General features: G+C 40.5%; 18 protein-coding genes. 6 read left to right on the top strand and 12 right to left on the bottom strand.

What is annotated here, in order from left to right:
* Positions 1-6: 6 nt before the first annotated feature.
* Both GNE10_RS02645 and GNE10_RS02640 read left to right on the top strand, forming a co-directional pair.
* Entirely contained in the window at positions 7-1656 is a 1650-nt protein-coding gene (locus GNE10_RS02645; RefSeq protein ID WP_185563530.1) for a hypothetical protein, read from the top strand.
* Positions 1657-2011: 355 nt separating this feature from the next.
* Positions 2012-2308 carry a hypothetical protein gene (locus GNE10_RS02640; RefSeq protein WP_099067035.1) on the top strand — a complete coding sequence of 99 codons (297 nt, stop codon included), beginning with the start codon at positions 2012-2014 and terminating at the stop codon, positions 2306-2308.
* 4 nt (positions 2309-2312) lie between these two features.
* Here GNE10_RS02640 and GNE10_RS02635 read toward each other — a convergent pair whose 3' ends face one another.
* Complete coding sequence (locus GNE10_RS02635) at positions 2313-3290, bottom strand: 1-acyl-sn-glycerol-3-phosphate acyltransferase (protein WP_185563550.1); 978 nt, start codon at positions 3288-3290, stop codon at positions 2313-2315.
* Positions 3291-3485: 195 nt separating this feature from the next.
* Here GNE10_RS02635 and GNE10_RS02630 point away from each other — a divergent pair, with 195 nt between their 5' ends.
* Both GNE10_RS02630 and GNE10_RS02625 read left to right on the top strand, forming a co-directional pair.
* Positions 3486-4382: an alpha/beta hydrolase gene (locus tag GNE10_RS02630; RefSeq protein WP_185563529.1), complete on the top strand. Its 897-nt coding sequence runs from the start codon at positions 3486-3488 to the stop codon at positions 4380-4382.
* Between the two features lie 428 nt (positions 4383-4810).
* Positions 4811-5842 (top strand): ParA family protein, encoded by a 1032-nt coding sequence (locus GNE10_RS02625; protein WP_185563528.1) that lies wholly within the window; start codon positions 4811-4813, stop codon positions 5840-5842.
* A 229-nt stretch (positions 5843-6071) separates the two neighbouring features.
* Here the strand turns inward: GNE10_RS02625 and GNE10_RS02620 are convergent, their stop codons facing one another.
* From GNE10_RS02620 to mnmE, 3 genes are all read right to left on the bottom strand, one after another.
* The gene (locus GNE10_RS02620) at positions 6072-6338 is read right to left on the bottom strand and encodes a hypothetical protein (protein ID WP_185563527.1); all 267 of its coding nucleotides are present in this window, start codon (positions 6336-6338) and stop codon (positions 6072-6074) included.
* A gap of 161 nt (positions 6339-6499) precedes the next feature.
* A complete protein-coding gene (locus GNE10_RS02615; RefSeq protein WP_185563526.1) occupies positions 6500-7003 on the bottom strand; it encodes a GNAT family N-acetyltransferase in 504 nt (167 codons plus the stop codon).
* A 229-nt stretch (positions 7004-7232) separates the two neighbouring features.
* Positions 7233-8627 carry a tRNA uridine-5-carboxymethylaminomethyl(34) synthesis GTPase MnmE gene (gene mnmE, locus GNE10_RS02610; protein ID WP_185563525.1) on the bottom strand — a complete coding sequence of 465 codons (1395 nt, stop codon included), beginning with the start codon at positions 8625-8627 and terminating at the stop codon, positions 7233-7235.
* A 289-nt stretch (positions 8628-8916) separates the two neighbouring features.
* On the opposite strand from mnmE, the gene GNE10_RS02605 reads away from it, so the two are divergent.
* Positions 8917-9117, top strand: a complete 201-nt coding sequence (locus GNE10_RS02605) for a hypothetical protein (RefSeq protein ID WP_185563524.1) — start codon at positions 8917-8919, stop codon at positions 9115-9117.
* A 526-nt stretch (positions 9118-9643) separates the two neighbouring features.
* Here the strand turns inward: GNE10_RS02605 and GNE10_RS02600 are convergent.
* The 8 genes from GNE10_RS02600 to GNE10_RS02565 all read right to left on the bottom strand — a co-directional run bounded on the left by GNE10_RS02600 (position 9644) and on the right by GNE10_RS02565 (position 17357).
* Positions 9644-11269, bottom strand: a complete 1626-nt coding sequence (locus GNE10_RS02600) for a mucoidy inhibitor MuiA family protein (RefSeq protein ID WP_185563523.1) — start codon at positions 11267-11269, stop codon at positions 9644-9646.
* A 161-nt stretch (positions 11270-11430) separates the two neighbouring features.
* Positions 11431-12372 carry a LysR family transcriptional regulator gene (locus tag GNE10_RS02595; RefSeq protein WP_099067043.1) on the bottom strand — a complete coding sequence of 314 codons (942 nt, stop codon included), beginning with the start codon at positions 12370-12372 and terminating at the stop codon, positions 11431-11433.
* Positions 12373-12630: 258 nt separating this feature from the next.
* Complete coding sequence (locus GNE10_RS02590) at positions 12631-13419, bottom strand: BMC domain-containing protein (RefSeq protein ID WP_099067044.1); 789 nt, start codon at positions 13417-13419, stop codon at positions 12631-12633.
* A 56-nt stretch (positions 13420-13475) separates the two neighbouring features.
* Positions 13476-14225, bottom strand: a complete 750-nt coding sequence (locus GNE10_RS02585; protein ID WP_185563522.1) for a transferase — start codon at positions 14223-14225, stop codon at positions 13476-13478.
* Between the two features lie 175 nt (positions 14226-14400).
* The gene (locus GNE10_RS02580) at positions 14401-16059 is read right to left on the bottom strand and encodes a ribulose bisphosphate carboxylase small subunit (protein WP_185563521.1); all 1659 of its coding nucleotides are present in this window, start codon (positions 16057-16059) and stop codon (positions 14401-14403) included.
* Between the two features lie 241 nt (positions 16060-16300).
* Entirely contained in the window at positions 16301-16603 is a 303-nt protein-coding gene (locus GNE10_RS02575) for a EutN/CcmL family microcompartment protein (protein ID WP_099067047.1), read from the bottom strand.
* A gap of 6 nt (positions 16604-16609) precedes the next feature.
* A complete protein-coding gene (locus GNE10_RS02570; protein WP_010995041.1) occupies positions 16610-16954 on the bottom strand; it encodes a carbon dioxide-concentrating mechanism protein CcmK in 345 nt (114 codons plus the stop codon).
* Between the two features lie 94 nt (positions 16955-17048).
* Positions 17049-17357: a carbon dioxide-concentrating mechanism protein CcmK gene (locus GNE10_RS02565; protein WP_015209255.1), complete on the bottom strand. Its 309-nt coding sequence runs from the start codon at positions 17355-17357 to the stop codon at positions 17049-17051.
* A 659-nt stretch (positions 17358-18016) separates the two neighbouring features.
* Here GNE10_RS02565 and GNE10_RS02560 point away from each other — a divergent pair.
* Positions 18017-19873, top strand: coding sequence for an NAD(P)H-quinone oxidoreductase subunit F (locus GNE10_RS02560; RefSeq protein ID WP_185563520.1), 1857 nt, complete (start codon positions 18017-18019; stop codon positions 19871-19873).
* The last annotated feature ends 101 nt before the right edge of the window (positions 19874-19974 follow it).

Here is a 19974-nt window from a genome sequence, read left to right as displayed (position 1 = left end):
ACTATTATGTCTTCTGGTTCTTCTGGTCGTTATCAAAGCAGACTATTTAATTTTGTCCACCAGCAATCTCGGCGGTTGACACAACAGTGGGGAAACAGCTTCCGGCATTTACAAGTTGCCACTAAGTGGGGTGTGGAATTGCTACTTTACCCAGTGTATCTACTGTTTCAATCATCTGAAGCAGATGCGAAAACGCTACACACCAAAGAACCACAATCCAGGCTGAATTTACCATCAAATGATACCGATTTTCAGCCAGAGAATCATTTAAATGTTGATACTCCCATTGAGCAGGTATTAGAGACAGTTTATTATCTGTCATCGGAGGAGGTAGTGGCTACTCCGAAACAAAATTCTCAAAGTTTCAATCCTTTGAGCTTTTTGGGAATTTTTTGGGAAAAATCTATTTCTAAAAAATCCACAGACACTAATATTATTCATTCTCCAACTATTACAGATCTTGCCACCGCAAGTATCCAATCTTCGTCCCCAGAAAATTCTCTCAAACAGCATCTTGCAACTATCCAAGGAGTTGCCACTAATTTACTGAATCGAAATTTAGTACTTGTCACCACTGGCAATGAAATTCTCGATATTTTAACACCCCAACAGCAGGCAAAACTAGAAGAAAGAATTATTAATGAAGTTGCTCGTTATTGGCAGTCTTGGCGATTAATTCAAGCTCAAAAAGACAAAGAATTATTACCACAAATTGATGGTTTATTAGCAAAATTAACTGGAGAAAATCCGCTTAAAATACCGATTCTACCAGGCACAACATCAAACAATTCACTCAACTCCAGTAAATTATTCACATTTTTAGATTTAGCTGTCGCCACAGTAGAATCAAAGGCTTTAATACCCGTTCAACAAGGTAGCCAAAAAATCATCCAAGTAGCCCAAACTCAGTTAAATGTATTTATCTATGGAAAAGAACAGTTAACTGCTAAGGGAGAAATGGCAGTTGCTACAGACGATATAGAAACTCATACATTCAATGTCCAGGCTTTAATTGAAGCTGCGCTAAATTACTTTTTTGGCGTTAGGAATCGAAAAACACTGGAATCAACAATTGCTGACAATCAGCAAAATAGATTATTATTTAGTTACCCAAAAAAAGCTTTATTTAAAAATCGTAACCTGCCAAACCAAGATTTAACAAACGATCCTTGGTTAACGTGGAGTGATTTATTTGGCAATGGCGAAAAAGTTACTGACCAAGCAGTTCCAATTCCTGAAAACACGACTCCTGCTTTAACTGCAAGTTTATCAACAGGGATTTTCTGGCCAAAAAATTTGCATCGACAACAGCCGAAAGCCAAATCAGAATTAGTACAAAGGAAAAAAATAACTCGTCATCTCACCTCAATTCGCAAAACATTTGCAAAAGTTACCTCTTTCCAACAAACTCAAAAGGCGATTTCGCAAGTTCATAGCAAAACTCATAAAGGGGAAATTTCTCAACAGCGGTTTTCTCAAACCACCGAAGTTGAAGCACAGCCAGACTGGATAGAAACCAAAGCAACTACAATGGGTTATGAAAAACATCCTCTAGAGAAAATTCTAGAATGGCTCGATGCTGTTATTCTTTGGCTAGAAGAAATATTTGCGAAGCTTTTTCAATCGTTACAACGAGTGTGGCAAGGCAATAAATAATTCGTAATTTGTAGTAAACATAGTGACGTGGCAAGCCTTTAATGTTGCAAGCAAATTTCTTGTGGTGTAAGCTCTCTAGCCCGCCCCGGACGACCGAGACGCCCATCCCACAAGAGTCAAGATCGTGTACTTAACAGGGAACAGGGTTAAAAGCTGATTAATATATAGCTTTGTTTTGAAAACTTGTACTGAGTTAGCTGCAATCTGCTGTACGTAAAAATGATATTTGATTTTTGACAAAAAACTTAGTATAATTTTATTCCTTTTTATTTATTCCCTCGTTCCCTTTTGAAGATGTCCATTTCTCAATTTGGACGAAGTTGATATAGTTTAGTGTTAAATATACTTTAATAAAGTGAAAGTTATTGTTTACTCGAAATATTTCAATTTCAAAAATCCACTAGATAAACCAAAGATTGAAACTTTTGTGGTGGATGTACCGCAAATTCCTCAAGTAGGTGAAACAATTGTTGTTGAAAGAATTTCACCCCAAAAGCAGTTTGTGATTATTTTTGAGTATATTGTGACAGCAGTTCAGTTTAATGCTTCTAAAGAATCGGCTGATTCAGCAGATGCTCAAGTAAGTGCATTTTTAAATCACTGTTGGGAGGGAACATCAAATTTCAAGATTACCAAATTTTTAGAAAAGTGATTTTTCACCACAACATATGATTGAGGAAATGACGTAGAGGTTTTAAGCTTGTTGGTTCCTGATAATTAGTTGGTAATAAACTCAGCATGGCTTTTTCTAGAGTTTGCAAAGCCACCTCTACTTGTTGGCGTTTTGGTCTGGTTGTGGAGGGAAATTGTAATGGTTCGCCTATCCTTATAGTTAATTTTTTTCTCAAATAAAGGTCATGAGTGCCAATGAGTGCAATGGGAATAATTGGTACGCCACTACGCAAAGCATAAATTATAGTGCCACGCTTTAATGGCAGATGCAACTGAGCTTCAACTGTTCCCAATTTTCCTTCAGGAAACAGAATCATGCCATCACCACGAGCCAAAATTGCTAAAATAATGCGGTCTATTTGTCGCAATGTGTGTATATCTTCCCCTGTGGGTACTGTGTGTTCGATCGCTGCGGCTAAATCGATTAAATCTTCTCTTCCTGCTTTAGCCGCTTCCATCACAGCTAGTTCTTCTTTCCATATCCTTTTGAGAGGAATTACACCTCCGGCAAAACCCAGGATCAAGCGCTTCCACCACTTATTATAAAGAGTACGAGCATCGCCAAGAATATAGTAATAGGGTTGGGTGGGAAGTTCCGCTAATAGAAGTAATGGATCGATATGGTGGAGATGGTTAACAGCTAAAATTGCTGGTTGTTGGGGTATATTGTTGCGGTGTTCGACTTCCACTTGGAATAAAATACGAATGAGCGATCGCAATACAAATTGACGTACCCAAGGATTGACTCTAGGTTCACAATTTTGTTGATTTGTGGCTTCTAGACAATTGAGTGTTTCCTGAATAATTTGACGAACAGCGCCATCGCCAGCTGCGGCTAAACCTTCCTTTACGCGCTTAATACTCGCATCGGTTACAGGCGCTAAAATTTGTGATTGCTTATTATTTTCTTGCTGATGACTCGATGTCAAAAGATTGTCGATGGGAAATTTGGGATTTTGCATTGACCGCACCGATAAACGTATGGCGGCTGTGTCTGCATTCATCCTAGCAAAATCTCTCAAAAATCAAGCTCATACGGTTTTGTTTCGTAACTTCCGTTAAACATAGTAATTCTTCCTGAAGATAGAAGCGATTTTCTTGACAATGTACCTTGATAGCTAGTAGTTAATTGGTAACAAGGGTAACAAATTAATCTCATGAGCCATCATCAAGCAGGTACATTTGAAGGTACAGGAAAGTTAAAACTGTATTACCAAAGTTGGTATCCAGAAGAAAAGGTAAAGGCGATATTAGCGATCGTACATGGATTGGGGGCGCACAGCGATCGCTACGATAACTTAATTAAACATTTTATACCTAAACAATATGCTATCTACGGTTTTGATTTGCGCGGTCATGGGCGTTCCCCTGGTCAAAGAGGCTACATTAATGGTTGGAGTGAGTTTCGTGAAGATTTGCGAGCTTTTTTAGAATTAATTAAAACCCAAAACCCAGGAAAGCCAATTTTTCTTTTAGGTCATAGCTTAGGCTCAGTGATTGTTTTGGATTATGCTCTGCGTTATCCCCAACAACCATCTACATTGCAAGGTGTAATTACCTTAGCACCAGCTTTGGGAAAAGTCGGAGTGTCAAAAACTCGGTTACTTATAGGAAAATTGCTTTCCCGTATTTGGCCGCGTTTTACTTTAAACACAGGACTAGATCTTTCCGGTGGTTCGCGGGATGAGAAAATTTTAGCTGCTTATGCTCAAGATTCTTTGCGCCACACCAGAGGTAGTGCGCGTCTAGCTACAGAATTCTTTGCTACTGTTGATTGGGTTAATGCCCATGCTACTGATTGGCAATTACCATTGTTGATACTCCACGGTGGAGCAGACCGAGTAACTCTACCTGAAGGAGGAAAAATTTTTTATCAGCGTGTGAGTTACTCGGATAAATCTAGAATCGAGTATCCAGGTGCTTATCACGAACTACAAAACGACCTGAATTATCAAGAAGTACTAGCTGATTTAGAAAATTGGTTAGAGCGACATTTACCATCTACAACAGCACTGCGAGGTGAAAGTGTTAATTTGGAGTTTCCTAGTTCTTAGAACCTAAATTTTAAAACTAGATCGGGCATAATTATCAGCTATGTTAGACAAAAACGGATTTGAAGACAGAGCATTAGCTCCAAATTACAGCTTTAGAAAGTATAAGTAGACTCAAACTCATAGTGAGTTTTGGTTTTAAAAACCCTATCTATATAATAATGATAGCGCTATACCAATAACCAGCAAATAGAATCGATTTTGTTCAATCATTGAATAAACTCAACTTTGAGATAGCTCTACAAATACTGATGTGTCAAAAAATATTTACAAAAAACCATACTCTTAATTTAGTTAGTTAAACTAAAGTCATGTATCTTACACTACGACCAATAACCTAAGGTTGATTATCACTATGTAATTGTTAGAACTTCGCTAAGAATTGAATCATACAAATTTTTTCGTCGCACACAAGAAATAGCAATTAGCTTATGACCAAGATAATTTCAATTTTTAATAATAAAGGTGGAGTAGGTAAAACAACGATTCTATGGAATCTTGCAGACGCAATAGCACGAAAGGAAAAACGTGTATTGATGATTGATTTTGATCCACAGTGCAATCTGTCTTTAGCTGTCTTGGGCACTGATATCTTTACTAAAACATTACCAACCCAAAATGTACCCTATGGAACTACCATCCGAGCCTACCTACAAAGATTTTTGCAAAATACAGGTGGATTTGAGTTTTTCAGCCACAAAGGTCTTCATACACACTCTAAAGCAGAGATTGTAGCTGGTGATTTTTGGCTAAACGTTTATTCTGAATCGCTAAGTGTTGGTTCTGATTTGCTTACAGGTACTGGTGTAGCTAAGTATGTTGTACTCCGCGACCTGATTGATTTTGCGAATAAAAGAAATGACGTAGAACCTTATGACTACGCATTGATTGACTTACCTCCTTCATTTGGTGCTTTGGTAAGAGCTGCACTCTACTCCTCTGATTATTTCATTGTTCCATGTACATCAGACACCTTTAGTGCATACTGTGTTGGACTAATAGGTGAAATGCTCCCTGGTTTCTTTCAGGATTGGCACAGTGGTTTTCAGCGATTTAAATCTTCTAACCCCTATTTGACTCAGTACGACGAATTAGGCTCTCCGAAGTTTGCAGGGTGGATTTTCAACGGTTTTGATACTCGAAATAACCAATTAGTAAAGGCAGATCAAATTCACCACGATAAAATTTCTGATTCAATTAAAACGGATCTTATTCAAAGACTAAATGGTAACCTGTGTCTGGGACTTCCAAATAATTATCAAATTGGACAAATTGAGGATATGAATGTGTTAGTTCAAAACAGTATTTGGCAAAATGTCCCTGTTTCTCAACTGAAAAATTTCCGCCCGATAAAAACATTACAAGGTAGTGGCAACTGGGCTTGGAATCAGCTCGAACAGATTTCTCTTCTTAAAGATAGCTTTCGAGAGCTAGCTGATAATATAATCAAATATTGCATTTAAAATCATCTGCTTTGTGATTCTTACCTTTGAGTAAGCTTCACCTAAAACCCAAAACTTACAAACTCATTAGAGTAAGTAAAATTCGTTAAAACGATCGCATTTAGTTCCATCAAACAAGTGATCACAGCTTTAAAAATAACAATTACAGTTTTGATATTGTGGGGTGTAATGAGTGAGTGCGATCGACAAAACGCAGTTAAGATATTAGTGTCTATGACGTAAAACACTTCTAAGGACGATCCTCATAAATACTTTCACGAGTCACAGCATTATCTGATAGTACAGGTAAATTGGCTCCAATACACGCTGCAAACTCTTCGATTAACCAATCTGCGACTACTTCAAACTGATCATCATTAACTTGACCTTTGCGGTATTGGTCTTGAAAAATTAACTCTTGAAGATATTCACTGACTGAACCATAACCGCCTTTAGCGACTTGTTCGTCAACAAAAGCTTTCATCAATTCAGGTAACAAAATCTGAAACTTGGTCATACCTTAATAATTCCGTTGAACTGGTTTTATCTACTATGTTACCAAGGCCATCGCACATTAAAATTTCAACTCAGTTATTGAAATTTTTCACATCATATTTTAATTATCGGAACAAAAAAACATCCGAACAAAAAATTAAGTAAAGGCCAAAATTATTGATACTAGCTTGTTTGTTCAGGTATTTCATATTCGTAGCGAGAGACAAAAAAAGCACCGACTTGTCTGTCACTGTGATAGCGAAAACCAAAGCTTTCATATACTGTTCTCAGCTGCGGACGCGAAGCTTCACAATCTAAACGTAAGTAAAGTTTACCAAGTGTTTGTGCGCGTTCAACAGCCCAAGCTAGTAATGCCGAGGAGACTTTTCCGCCAGAATAACGTCGTCGGACTGCAAGACGATGTACAAATGCTGACTCTTGTTGGGGGATGTCCGGCCAGAAAACTAAATCTTCTAGTTGAAACTTGATTGTACCAGCTGGTTCACCCGCCCACTCAGCGATGAAAAACAAACCATTAGCAACATCTTCAGAGATATATTCTGGTGAAAGTTCGCTATCATGCCACAAAGGTATACCACGCTGCTGGAGCCACAAAGCTGCTTCTAACAAGATATCTGAGACTATAACAGTATCTTGTGTAGTTGCTTGGCGAATTGAGATGTACATTTAGTTATTAATTATAAGCTCAATTAAATGACAGTCAAATCTATAACAATCCCAAATAATTTGTGAAATATTACATGTTAGAGTTGTTGACTGTTAACCGTTGACAGTTAATAGTCAAAATCGATATTTTTTACAGATGAAATAGGATTGTTATCTCTGTATCAATATAATTATAAATATGATACATTAAATCAATTATACATTTTAATTTTTTCAACATATTTTAATTTTATTTACCAATGCAAAATCTACTAAAAATCCTATCTAAAACTGATTCTGTAATTTCTTCTCCAGTAATTTCTCCTAGTGCTTGAATTGCACCGCGTAAATCAATTGTCCAAAAATCAAAAGGTAACTGTTGTTCAATAGTTGCTTGTACCTGTTGCAAGGAAATTTTGGCTTGGGTTAAGGCTGCTGCTTGCCTTTGGTTAATAGCTAAATCCATATCGGCAGCTTGGACTTTTTCAGCTTTAACTATTTGTAAAATTGCTGTTTCTAAAGCATCAATACCTTGATTTTGAGCAGCTGAGGTAAAAATTTGAGATTTGCCATCTGGTATTTGAGACTGAAGATTTTTACTTTGACTTTCTTGTACTAAATCAATTTTATTAATCACTAAAATTAACGGACGGTGTTGCACTTGTTGGTAAATTTCTTCATCGTCTTGAGTCCAACCTGCTGAAGCGTCAATGGTGAGCAAAACTAAATCGGCTGCATTTGCCGCACGGCGCGATCGCTCCACGCCTATTTTTTCTACTTGGTCTGTTGTTTCCCGAATTCCCGCAGTATCAAGCACCTGCACGGGAATTCCCCCCACAACTAACTGGGATTCCACCACATCGCGGGTCGTACCGGGTAAATCTGTGACAATGGCGCGATCGCTCTGGCTCCAAGCATTCAATAAACTCGATTTACCCACATTCGGACGCCCGACAATTGCCACTTTTAACCCAGTGCGTAATAATTCACCTTTGTCTTTGGTTGCCAGCAACTGAGAAATTTCTGCGGCAATTTTCTCAATTTCTGATATTATTCCTTTATCATCCAGCGGAGGAAGATCTTCCTCAAAATCAATTCGAGCTTCGATTTCTGCCAAAATATCCAAACAGTTAGCGCGTAACTGCCGGATTGGATGAGCTAATTTTCCTTGCAAACCAGCTAAGGCAGTTTGGGCAGCTTGGGGCGATTTTGCTCCCACCAAATCAGCAATACCTTCAGCTTGAGTTAAATCCAATCGCCCATTCAAAAAGGCGCGGAGGGTAAATTCTCCCGGTTGAGCCAACCTTGCACCATTTTCCAAACACAGTTGTAACACCTGCTGCACTGCCATAATTCCCCCGTGGCAATGAAATTCCACCACATCTTCACGAGTGTAAGAACGGGGTGCCCTCATAATTAACAACAAAGCTTCATCCACCAATTGTTGCGTTTGGGGATGGCGGATATAACCGTAGAGAATTCGGTGAGTTTGCCAAACTTGTTGCCCTGGTGTGTGAAACAGAGTTTGGGCGATGGACATTGCTTGGTCACCAGATACCCGCACAATCCCCACACTACCTTGTTGGGGGACAACAGCAGTGGCGATGGCGGCTATAGTTCCAATAGTGGCAAAGAGTTGGGACATCAGGGCTTTTGATTTAAAGTGAGGAGTTAGGAGTTAGGAGTGAGGAGTAAAGTCAGGAGTTAGGAGTGAGGAAGTAAACTCAGGAGTTAGGAGTAAAAATCATAACTCATAACTCCTAACTCCTAACTCCTCACTTATAACTCTTAACTCCTAACTTTCTAAATGGTAAGTATTTAGACCATTGGGATGGCAACAGCCAAGGTAAAATTTATTTGGAAGCTAATGTTTGAAAATTAAGAAGTTAAGAGTTGAAATTATAACTCATAACTTTTAGAGAGAGGAATTCACTGTGGAGCAAAAAATTAACTGCGCTGTAGCCTGTGTTAACGGCTGCGTTTTAGGGGATAAATGCCCTAATATTGAGTTTAGAGAAGCAGCTGCCAAATTTGTTGAAGAGACTTCTTTAGACAAAATGTTGGAAATGGCTGAAGAACGTCTGCGGAGAAAAATGACGGAACCGCCAAAATGGGTTTTTCCTGAAGATCCCTAGCTTTCAGCATTTACATTAATCAATATCTTAGCATTTTTACGGCATTTTAATTGCTGTATGGTTCTACATCCCCTGATTAAAAATACAGGGGTTTTTAACTTTTAATTCTAGTTGATAATCAAGTGGGGATGAATAAAAAAGTGGGAAAGTAATCATAATTACTTTCGCAAAAAGTTAGTTTAGCTATTAGTTATTATCAAACAGAATACATACGTCATATCATGTCCGGTTGAAGACTTATTATTAAGACTGACGCGGAGACGCGGGGAATTTTTTTGATAAGTGATTAGGCGGACATGATGTCAATCGTCAGAATTCAATCTGATATTTTGTACGACTGGCGGATAGCGCAGCCTAAAGCCTGCGGTATGGCAACTCTTAGAGACGCTACGCGTAACTGGCTTAAGAGCAAAGGTACACTTAGAACGAGTCTTCGAGCGTATTGATTCTGTATTCTGAATTCTGAATTCTGAATTCTTCTTCAAAACTTTTCGTAGATGACCTCATAACCCCATATAGCTTTGTTCTAAATATCCAACCCAACCACCGTTAACTCTGGTGGATGTTCAACATTAAACTGGTAATATATCTCTCGCCGCTCTTGTGGTGCAAGAGTTAATTGCCATTCTAAAACACCCATTTCCCCAAGTTGAATTTGCGGGTTAGAACGAATCAAACGTACTTTAATTTGTTCGTTGCGGCTAACAGGTAATTGTTCAGTTACTTGCAAACTTGCTGCTTTATCAAGTAAGTTAGTAATTATCAACCGATAGCTATAATTAATCCGCCGCTGGTTGCCAATTAATTTTTTATCTACCAGACGTTCAACTAAATCGCGTTCAATTTTTAAACCTTCATCAATTCCTAAATTAAGTTTAAATTCTTGACCTGGTGCAATATTATCTAATCTAGTAGTACCAATAAAAACATTGTTGCGAAAAATATTTGCTTTGCCTGGTAACAAAGTCGCACCGCTGGGACTATTTTTCACATTCGCTTGCAGATAAGCAAAACTTACCAAGCGCGGCATTGCTGCATAATCAAATTTACAAGGATAGTCATCATTAAATATTGTTGTTTTATGTGGTGCGCCATCACTGGGAATATTACCGCCACCATTTAATTTAAAAGTAACTACACTTCCTTCTTTCGATACTTCTGCTGTAACACTTTCTGCTGCTATGAAACTATCCTCTGTAACTTCTTCTTCTTCTTGTATATCGGCTCTGGCTGCGGCAGGTGGAGGTGGTATGCTGGGCAGTAGTGGTGGATGTGCGGCAAATCGTTGTCGTGCTATTTGTGGACGTAGACTATCAATATACCAAGGTTGAAGTTTGGGTGGAAGTGTACCCAATCCGGGTTTTGCAGTAGAAAGAGTGAGACTTGCACCAATCCAATCTTCGCCGCTGCTTTGAGTAATTTCTGCCAAGTAACTCAAATGCACAATATCGCTCGTAGTGCTAAAGCGCAAGTCATATAATGGAGTCCAACTGGCGCGATTCACCAAGTATGATACTTCCAGTTCAAATTCGCCTTCACCAGCAACTTCAACTGCTACAACTAAGCTCAAACTTTCCTTGGGATGCGGTGTTTGGATTGTTTGCAATGAGGTATAGAGTGCTTGCAGTTGTTTGTCTAATTCCTGCTGTTGGGCTTTGCATTCTCCAGAACCAATGGCATATTCACTATACTGGCTGCCAAGAAAGTTGAGAAAATCCAAAGTTTCGCTCAGACTGAGATTTTTCCGCGACAAACTCTGGGAAAAAGGTTCTTCTGTTTTTTCCCGTAAGCCTTCGATAAACCTAGATTGCAATGCCAAAGCATCAATTTGGGCTTGCAGGTGGCGTTTTTCGGCTTCTAGTTGCTGAATTTGCCTAGTCAAATGTGCTACACGTTCTGCCACAGGTTCAGTAGTGTAAATGCGATCGCTACTCACTCCCAGCAACCGCACTCCCACCGTACCATTACCGCTAACCCTTACAGACTCAGATTCTAGAGTCACTGGCACTGGGGTAATTACTAATTCCCGTTCTATTCCTGTTAAAGAAACTACACCCCGCCTTGTCACCAATGCTCTATCAGCGTAGACTGTAACAGCAACAATCTCACTTCGTACTGTTTTGCGCCAAGACTGTATTTCCGGGTTAACCACCGCTAGTTTTCCCCCATTTTGAATGGTTCGCTGGTTAATTTTTAATGTTTCCTGGCCTGAGCGTCAACCCCTTGGGGAATTGAAAATTAAAAATCGATCGTGGGAGATGGGGAATAGAGTCAACAGTCAACAGTTACCACTCCCCAATGCCCAATAAATATTTATCTGTTACCTGCTTCAACTGCACTATAAATATAAGTAGCGTTTTGCTCTACGATATTTTTGGCCGCAGCTAGTAAATAATCATAATAAGCACGAGCAACAATAGATAGCTGTTTCCCAGATGGGTAAACCATGTACCAATTTCGGTGAATGGGGAAATGTTGGACATCTAAAATGCTGAACTGTGAAGCGTCCAATAGTAAAGTATGACGAGATAAAACAGAAATTCCTAAACCACCGACGATCGCTTGTTTAATTGCTTCGTTACTTCCTAATTCCAACTTAACTTTTACCTTCACAGCTTGTTCGTCAAATAAGCTTTGCACAGCACGACGGGTTCCGGAACCTGGTTCCCGCATAATAAAAGGTTCTTCAGCTAGGCGGTGTATGGGAATATTTTTCTCATGGGATAAAGGATGATTTATTGGGGCAAAAACTATTAAAGGATTTTCTAAAAATGGTTGGCAAGTTATATCCATATTCTCTGGAATTTGACTCATAATATATAAATCATCCAGATTTTGAGACATCCGTTCTAAAATTTGTTCGTGATTCGTCACTTGTAATGAGATATCAATACCTGGATAAAGTTCGCAAAACTTCCCTAACAAACGTGGTATAAAATATTTCGCTGTTGTAATCACTGCCAACTTTAGTTGTCCTTGTTTTAGCCCTTTTAAATCTGCCACTTTCATTTCAAACTGGGCTATATTATCAAAAATTTGCCGACAAGTGGCATATAATTCTCTTCCTGCCTCCGTCAAATATAACCGCTTACCTACCTGCTCAAATAATGGTAACCCTACCGATTTTGTCAATTGCTTAATCTGCATGGAAACGGTAGGTTGGGTGAGAAATAATTCCTCAGCAGCACGAGTAAAGCTACTGTGCCGTGCCGCTGCCTCGAAGACTTTTAATTGGTGCAGCGTCGCTTGATTCAAGGGTAGTTCTCCTGTAAATAGCGATTCATAGATATATATCTAGTATTACTGAACAGCGGTCAATGATGTAGCGATGGTTATAGAAACTGATGAGTTTTATTAATTATAGATAAAACTCTATTATCGCTATTAGTAGAAAAATATTTGACTTATGGATTGAAGAAGCTATTATCAGAACAATAAGAAAAGCGTAAGATGCCTTCTAGCAGACGATGAATGTTGAATAATGAATGTGAATTTTTCACACTTTATCATTCATCATTCATCATTCCATACTTCTTCTGCAATTTTTGTTGGTAACTTCGTTAAATCTGGTAATCTTAACATTTCGATTTCCGCTACTTGCTCTTTAATATTTACAGGCAAGTTTAAGGGTTGACTTCGTTCTATCCAACAACTTGCTAACGGTAAAGTTTGTTCCATTTCGTCTAGGGGACGAGGAATCACCATCACAGCATTTAATTCCCCAATGCGTTCTGCCTCAAACATTCCTGCTTCCACTGCTACAGCAACATTGGCTACCGAACCACGAATAATCGCGGTACACAACCCCGCACCTATTTTTTCATAAGCTGCTAGATGCACATCAGCAGCTTTGAGCATGGCATCACAAGCGCCCACCATTGCTGGAAATCCCCGCGTTTCTACCAAACCAATTGCCTGATTACTCAAACGGCTGTGACTACCTTCCTCCATCAATTTAGTGAAACGAGCTGTGATGGGAAGCACAATATCTAAATTGGGATAAGGTCGAGGAATCACCAAACTAGAAACCAACTGGCCAAATTGTTCGGCAGTTTGAACGCCTGATTCTACAGCAAGGCGGACATCAGCAATTCCACCCCGAACGATGGCGGTGCAATGACCGCTACCAATCTTTTCATAGCCAACGAGGTGAACTCCAGCTGATTTGAGCATCATATCCGCCGTGCCAACGATCGCCGGGAAGCTAAGGGTAGAAACTAAGCCCAAGGCAGTATCCTTAAGGTCGTCAAATTGACCCGATGAACGCATAGTATTCATAGACTGTTGATTAAATGTTTCCATGTGAATTTTCCAAGATACGGAAAAAGCCGACAACTTACAATTAACACTTACTCGGACTAATCGTCAGAGTTTGGGTTGCTCAAGGATTGTCTATGGGGAAACAAAGTGGTCAACAGTCTGTTTATACTGCCTTGCCCATAAATTTGAGTCCCGAAGCTATTGGGGGATTCTGTGGTTGGTTGAGTTGGTTCTTCTGGGGCTGCTGGTTCTAAATTAGGTTCCGCTTCATTAACAGGTTTGGGTGGTGGTGGTGGAGACTGACTTTCAGCACTAGCGGAAGATTTAAAGAAAGAAAGCGATCGCCCTTTTAATTCTACAAAAGCCGAAGCGGAGAAGTTAGTTGAGGAAATTAACTTTTCTTCGCCTTCCCCCAAGCCATTATTGTTGTTGTTTTCTGCGCTTGTAGCAGGTGGATTATCTGGGGATGGACTAAGTTGTTTTGTTTGACTAATTTGCCGACTGGTGTCTCCCAAAATCGAACCTGGTGGAATTACTTGTCCGGGTTCAACTGAAGAATTGAAAACTGTTGTTGCTGAACCAATGCAAGCATTTGCTCCAATTTTGCCATTGCCAACCATCAAAAACCCGGCTCCCAGATTTGCCCCGGCTTCCACCTCTAGGGTTCCTTCATGAACTTGGAGAATCGACCCCATGCCAATACAGACTCCTGGGCCAATGATGATTTTGCTATTTCCAGCTGCTTGGAGTATTACCCCAGGTGCGAGTACCGCGCTTGGATGAACAGTCACCTCACCACTAATATAAGATTCAAAGTTGTTGCTGAGGCGCAGTGGCGGCACAGACATGGAAATTTAACCTCGGAAGGCAGAAGAAATTAGAGAGTTAAGAAGTGAAGAGTGAGGAGTTAGTTAAAAGTGAGGAGTTATAAATTTTAAGTTCAGAGCTATGAATTAACAATCTGTTTCAATTCCTAACTTCTAACTTCTAACTCCTAACTCCTAACTCCTAACTCCTAACTGCTTAAGGTCGTTGAATAATCGTTTCTAGTACCCGGCGCTTGGCTTTAGGGTCAATACCAATCAACCGTACATATTCTCCTGGGAATTCGCCAAGGAGTCCTTCTACCGCTGCGATCGCTTCTCTTTGTGAAGAGGCTTGAATTTGACCCGTACTAGTCCAAGAGCCTGTGCGGAAACGTCTTTGGTCTACGTGTTCGATGCTAATTTTATAGCCTCCAGCTAACAATTGTTTGAGCTGGTCTACTACTTCAGAATCTAAACGAGTACTGGTAGCTGTTGTGGTTGTCGAAGAGCCGCCACTGCTGGTGAATGAAGATTTCTGGCTACCAGAGGAAGCCACTTGACCGTTAGGACGTTGAATGATACTTTCTAGCACGCGCCGCTTGGCCTTGGTGTCAATACCAATTAAACGCACATATTCGCCCTGGTGGTTATCTATACATTCTTCCACTGCGGAAATCACTGCATTTGTGGAAGTTGCTTCAATTGGCTTGCAACTACTCCAAGAACCAGTGCGGAAACGGCGCTCATCTACGTGTTCGGTACCGATTTTATAACCACCAGCCAACAGTTGTCGGATTTGCTCTGCTGTTTCACTGTTAATTTTGCCACTGCCAGAGCCGTTACCATTGCTGTTGTGATTGCTGCTGTAGCTGCCATTGCCAGAACTAGCAGGAGCTTTAAAGGTGGTGGTAGGTTTGGCTTCACCATCAGGACGTTGGATAATGGTTTCTAATACCCGGCGTCTACCTTTATCAATGCCAAACAGCCGCACGTATTCGCCTGTGTGGTCTCTCAGACAACTTTCTAAAGAAGCGATCGCTTCACCTAAAGATCTCGGTTCGATGGGCTGGCAACTAGTCCAAGATCCTGTGCGGAACCGTCTTTGGTCTACATGCTCCGTGCCAATCTTATAGCCTTGCTGTAATAAATAGCGCAATTGCTCTATGGTTTCTGCACCCAAGCTATTACTTCCCACGTCATTACTCCTTTCCAACTCTAAAACAGTAATACCATTACCTGTATAAGATTTAGCCATTTCGTCCCGAATCGGCGCAATACATTTTACGTCCTCAGCACAGAGATAACCAGCTCGTAGTGCCTGATTAATCCCAACCACATGATGAGCGAATTCCTTATCCCGGTCTTGCACGTCTGGCAAGCGATCGGCTTGCTGTTGGGTGGTAATTATCGCTCCTGAAGGTATATACTTACCCGGCGGAATTTCTACGTCTTGAATCAAAGCGTGCATCATCACGATGCAACCTGCACCTACCCTGGCATTAAACACTGTAGAGCGAAAGCCAATGAAAGAATTGTCTCCAACATAAGCTGGCCCATGAATGAGAGCCATGTGGGTAATGCAAGCATTTTTGCCTATCCACACCGAGTATTTGTCTTGGTCATCGCCAACTACTCGACCTTGCTCTAATCCATGAATCACAACTCCATCTTGGACATTTGTGTTTTCACCAAGATAAAAAGGTGTGCCTTCATCCGCTCTAATCGTAGTCCCCGGAGCAACGATTACGTTTGCACCTATGCGTACATCACCAATCAAATTGGAAAATTTGTGTACGAAGGCAGTTTCATGGATGTCGGGTTCGGCTAAATTCCTTGACCACGGGGTTGGGGGGGCCGCCGTGCTGCGGACTACCATCGCGAGATTCCTCCTGAATTAAGTTATGAGTTATGAGTTATGAGTTATGAGTTATGAGTTATGAGTTATGAGTTATGAGTTATGAATTATGGGTTATGAGTTATGAGTTATGAGTTATGAGTTATAGGTTTTAACTCCTAACTCCTAACTTCTTACTCCTAACTCCTCACTCCTCACTCCTAACTTCTCACTTCTCACTTCTCACTGCTCACTGCTCACTCTTAACTTCTCTAACCGTTGACTATCTATATTGATCTTTTTTGCTGTAAATTAGGCGATCTGCAACGTGAATGGTGTCTATAATCGCCACCACTGCTGCATCTAATGGACGCTGTCCATTGCCATCGATTTGACGAGCGGCACTGCCACGAGTGACAAGTACCCACTCATCTATTCCTGCTCCCACAGTATCTGCCGCTACTTCATACTGTGGCAAGATGTTTCCCTCTTCATCCACCAATTGTAACAACAGTAGTTTCACACCTCTAAGACTTGGGTCTTTTTGCGTGCTAACTACTGTGCCGCGAACTTTGGCAACTTGCATTACAAATTATGGTCTTCTACCAAAAGGACGAATTGCATTGACATTTTCCCGGAATTGCTCTACATCTTCTGTATAACGAATTGGCAGGACATATTCTAAGTTTTCGTGAGGACGTGCAATGATATGAGTAGAAAGTACCTGTCCGCCGTTAACTCGCTTCACAGATTCAACTCCTGCGGCTACAGAAGCTTGAACTTCTGATACGTCTCCCCGCACAATTACTGTTACCCTACCACTACCGATTTTTTCATAACCCACCAGGGTGACGCGGGCTGCCTTCACCATCGCATCAGCAGCTTCCACTACCGCCGGAAAGCCTAGCGTTTCAACCATTCCTACTGCGATCGACATTAGTTTTAATTCCTATTTAAAGTTTTAGCTTTGGACACACTCAGATGATGATCGAAAAAACAACAAAAGTGCTAATTACTTTGTTAAACACCTTTTAGGTACGGAATTGTTCCACAGCCTCTGTATAACGTATCGGCAAGACATATTCTAGGTTTTCGTGAGGACGAGCAATTATATGTGTGGATAAAACTTCACCACCATTAACTCTTCTCGCCGCTTCCACGCCAGCAGCTACGGAAGCTTGAACTTCCGATACATCTCCCCTAACAATCACGGTGACACGAGCGCTACCAATTTTCTCGTACCCTACTAAAGTGACACGGGCTGCTTTCACCATCGCATCCGCAGCTTCCACGACTGCTGGAAAGCCCTTCGTTTCAATCATTCCAACTGCAATTGGCATCGCAGAACTCCTACAAAATTAATCCAATCAGTACTGTTATTTGAAATTTTTGACGGGGAGAGCTTGATCTTAATGAGCTAAGAAAACACTTCCAAATTAAGCATAGGAAAGCTTGGCGTCCCTGGCAATATAAATCACTATAATAGTTTATGATAAAAAAGTTTTAAAAAACTTAACAAAAATTTATCTGTCTCCAGAAGCAATTAAAGTTTACTGATTCCTAGAGCAGCCACTTATGCTTTATAATTTCTTTATTACATATACAAAACGAGATTCATAGCCAAGGCTAATCCGATGTGGGAAAAGACTAGCAGACGCTGTACCTTTTGCTGTCTCTATATTTCCCTAACTTTTGTTACATGTACAATGACTAAGTAAAAAACATATAAATTTTTCAAATATATTCAATAAATTACTTTGACCAAAGTAGAAATCAAATGTAAAAAGATGGATGATGTTAAGGCAAGTAAATGCTTTTGCTTATATAAAGTTATATATTAATCAACTTTAATAAGGTAAAATTAAGCAAAAATACTCCGAGGTTTTCGTTTAAACAATAGTAAACAAATGTAGAGGTTTTAGCAAATTAATTTAATCAAATTAAATAGTTGTCCGAAAGCTTTTTTAAAATTAAGGCTGAGTCGTCAAGGGAAATTTAAATGAGTCAATTTTTATTTTTAACGAGTTGGTTTGTGCCTTTATATAGCTTATTCGGCGCAATTTTGACCTTACCCTGGGGGTTGGGAATAATTCGACGGACAGGGCCAAGACCTGCGGCATACTTCAACTTATTGACGACAATTTTGGCTTTCGTCCATAGCTTGTTTGTATTTAAAGATATTTGGGATAGAGAACCCCAAAATTTGTTGGTTACCTGGTTCAAAGCTGCGGATTTAGACTTATCCTTTGCCTTAGAACTCTCACCAGTGAGTATTGGGGCAACAGTTTTAATTACAGGCCTAAGCTTACTGGCACAAGTTTACGCCTTGGGTTACATGGAAAAAGACTGGTCGCTAGCACGTTTTTTTGCGTTGCTGGGATTTTTTGAAGCAGCGCTGAGTGCTTTAGCAATCAGTGATTCTTTGTTATTCAGCTATGCCCTTTTGGAAGTGTTGACACTTTCGACTTATTTGCTGGTGGGGTTCTGGTATGCTCAACCGTTAGTAGTGACAGCGGCACGAGACGCGTTTTTAACCAAACGGGTGGGAGACTTGTTACTGTTGATGGCTGTTGTCACCCTTTCCACCTCAGCTGGCAGTTTGAACTTTTCTGATTTATATGAGTGGGCGCAAACGGCTAATTTAAGCCCAATGACATCGACATTATTGGGGTTGGCGTTAATAGCTGGGCCTGCTGGGAAATGCGCCCAGTTCCCGTTGCACCTGTGGTTAGATGAGGCAATGGAAGGGCCGAACCCGGCGTCAGTAATGCGAAATTCCTTGGTAGTAGCTGGTGGTGCTTATTTGCTATTTAAACTACAACCATTGTTAGCGCTATCGCCAGTTGCTTTGAATGCTTTGGTAATCATGGGCACAGTGACGGCCATTGGTGCAACATTAGTATCCATAGCTCAAATAGACATTAAACGAGCCTTATCTCACTCCACTAGTGCATACATGGGGTTAGCGTTTTTGGCAGTTGGCTTGCAGCAAGGTGGTGTCGCCTTGATGTTGCTCTTAACCCATGCCATCGCCAAAGCATTATTATTTATGAGTTCTGGTTCAGTGATCTTAACTACCCAAAGTCAAGACTTGACAGAAATGGGCGGTTTATGGTCAAGAATGCCAGCTACTACCACTGCCTACGTCGTCGGTTCCGCAGGGCTGGTGACACTCCTACCATTAGGAAGCTTTTGGGCAATGTTAGCATGGGCAGACGGTTTTGTGACTATTAGCCCTTGGGTGATTGGAGTTTTATTAATAGTCAATGGCTTAACAGCATTGAACTTGACTAGAGTATTTAGATTAGTCTTTTGGGGTAAACCGCAACCAAAAACCCGTCGTACGCCGGAAGTTGGTTGGCCGATGGCATTGCCAATGGTGACTTTGACAGTGTTGACTTTACTTCTACCCCTGATGCTACAGCAATGGTATCTGCTACCTGATTGGGAAAGTATTAATTGGTATGTGGCGTCAGCCTTGTTTGCTTCTACTGCACTAGGAGTAGGTGTAGGTTCTACAATTTATTTGCACAAAGCTTGGTCAAGATCGAGAATTTTGGCGTGGAGATTTCTCCAAGACTTGTTGGGTTATGACTTTTACATCGACCGAGTTTATCGAGTCACCGTAGTGAGTGCAGTAGCGGTGCTATCTAAGATTTCTGCTTGGAGCGATCGCTATTTGGTTGACGGTATAGTTAATTTAGTTGGGTTTGCCACAATTATTGGCGGACAAAGTTTAAAGTACAGCATTTCTGGACAATCCCAAGGTTACATGCTAACCATCCTAGCAGTCGTCAGCATCCTGGGATTTTTCATCAGCTGGTCGTTGGGTTTATTCAATAAATTGCCCTTTTAAAAGTGTTGAATTAGGAGTTAGGAGTTAGGAGTTAGTAGTTAAGAGTTATTATCCCTTGTCTCCCTTGTCCCCCTTGTCCCCCTTGTCCCCCTTATCTCCCT

It is taken from the genome of Nostoc sp. 2RC, from assembly GCF_014222165.1.
GTDB lineage: Bacteria > Cyanobacteriota > Cyanobacteriia > Cyanobacteriales > Nostocaceae > Nostoc > Nostoc linckia.
Note: the sequence above shows the minus strand (reverse complement) of the source record. Positions and strands in the feature narration are given on the sequence as shown.

What these genes read in the sequence shown, in the direction of transcription:
- GNE10_RS02645 (WP_185563530.1), top strand. Translation starts at nt 7, where the DNA reads ATGTCTTCTGGTTCTTCTGGTCGTTATCAAAGCAGACTATTTAATTTT.
- GNE10_RS02635 (WP_185563550.1), bottom strand. Translation starts at nt 3,290, where the DNA reads ATGCAAAATCCCAAATTTCCCATCGACAATCTTTTGACATCGAGTCAT.
- GNE10_RS02630 (WP_185563529.1), top strand. Translation starts at nt 3,486, where the DNA reads ATGAGCCATCATCAAGCAGGTACATTTGAAGGTACAGGAAAGTTAAAA.
- GNE10_RS02625 (WP_185563528.1), top strand. Translation starts at nt 4,811, where the DNA reads ATGACCAAGATAATTTCAATTTTTAATAATAAAGGTGGAGTAGGTAAA.
- GNE10_RS02620 (WP_185563527.1), bottom strand. Translation starts at nt 6,338, where the DNA reads ATGACCAAGTTTCAGATTTTGTTACCTGAATTGATGAAAGCTTTTGTT.
- GNE10_RS02615 (WP_185563526.1), bottom strand. Translation starts at nt 7,003, where the DNA reads ATGTACATCTCAATTCGCCAAGCAACTACACAAGATACTGTTATAGTC.
- mnmE (WP_185563525.1), bottom strand. Translation starts at nt 8,627, where the DNA reads ATGTCCCAACTCTTTGCCACTATTGGAACTATAGCCGCCATCGCCACT.
- GNE10_RS02590 (WP_099067044.1), bottom strand. Translation starts at nt 13,419, where the DNA reads ATGGAAACATTTAATCAACAGTCTATGAATACTATGCGTTCATCGGGT.
- GNE10_RS02585 (WP_185563522.1), bottom strand. Translation starts at nt 14,225, where the DNA reads ATGTCTGTGCCGCCACTGCGCCTCAGCAACAACTTTGAATCTTATATT.
- GNE10_RS02580 (WP_185563521.1), bottom strand. Translation starts at nt 16,059, where the DNA reads ATGGTAGTCCGCAGCACGGCGGCCCCCCCAACCCCGTGGTCAAGGAAT.
- GNE10_RS02575 (WP_099067047.1), bottom strand. Translation starts at nt 16,603, where the DNA reads ATGCAAGTTGCCAAAGTTCGCGGCACAGTAGTTAGCACGCAAAAAGAC.
- GNE10_RS02570 (WP_010995041.1), bottom strand. Translation starts at nt 16,954, where the DNA reads ATGTCGATCGCAGTAGGAATGGTTGAAACGCTAGGCTTTCCGGCGGTA.
- GNE10_RS02565 (WP_015209255.1), bottom strand. Translation starts at nt 17,357, where the DNA reads ATGCCAATTGCAGTTGGAATGATTGAAACGAAGGGCTTTCCAGCAGTC.
- GNE10_RS02560 (WP_185563520.1), top strand. Translation starts at nt 18,017, where the DNA reads ATGAGTCAATTTTTATTTTTAACGAGTTGGTTTGTGCCTTTATATAGC.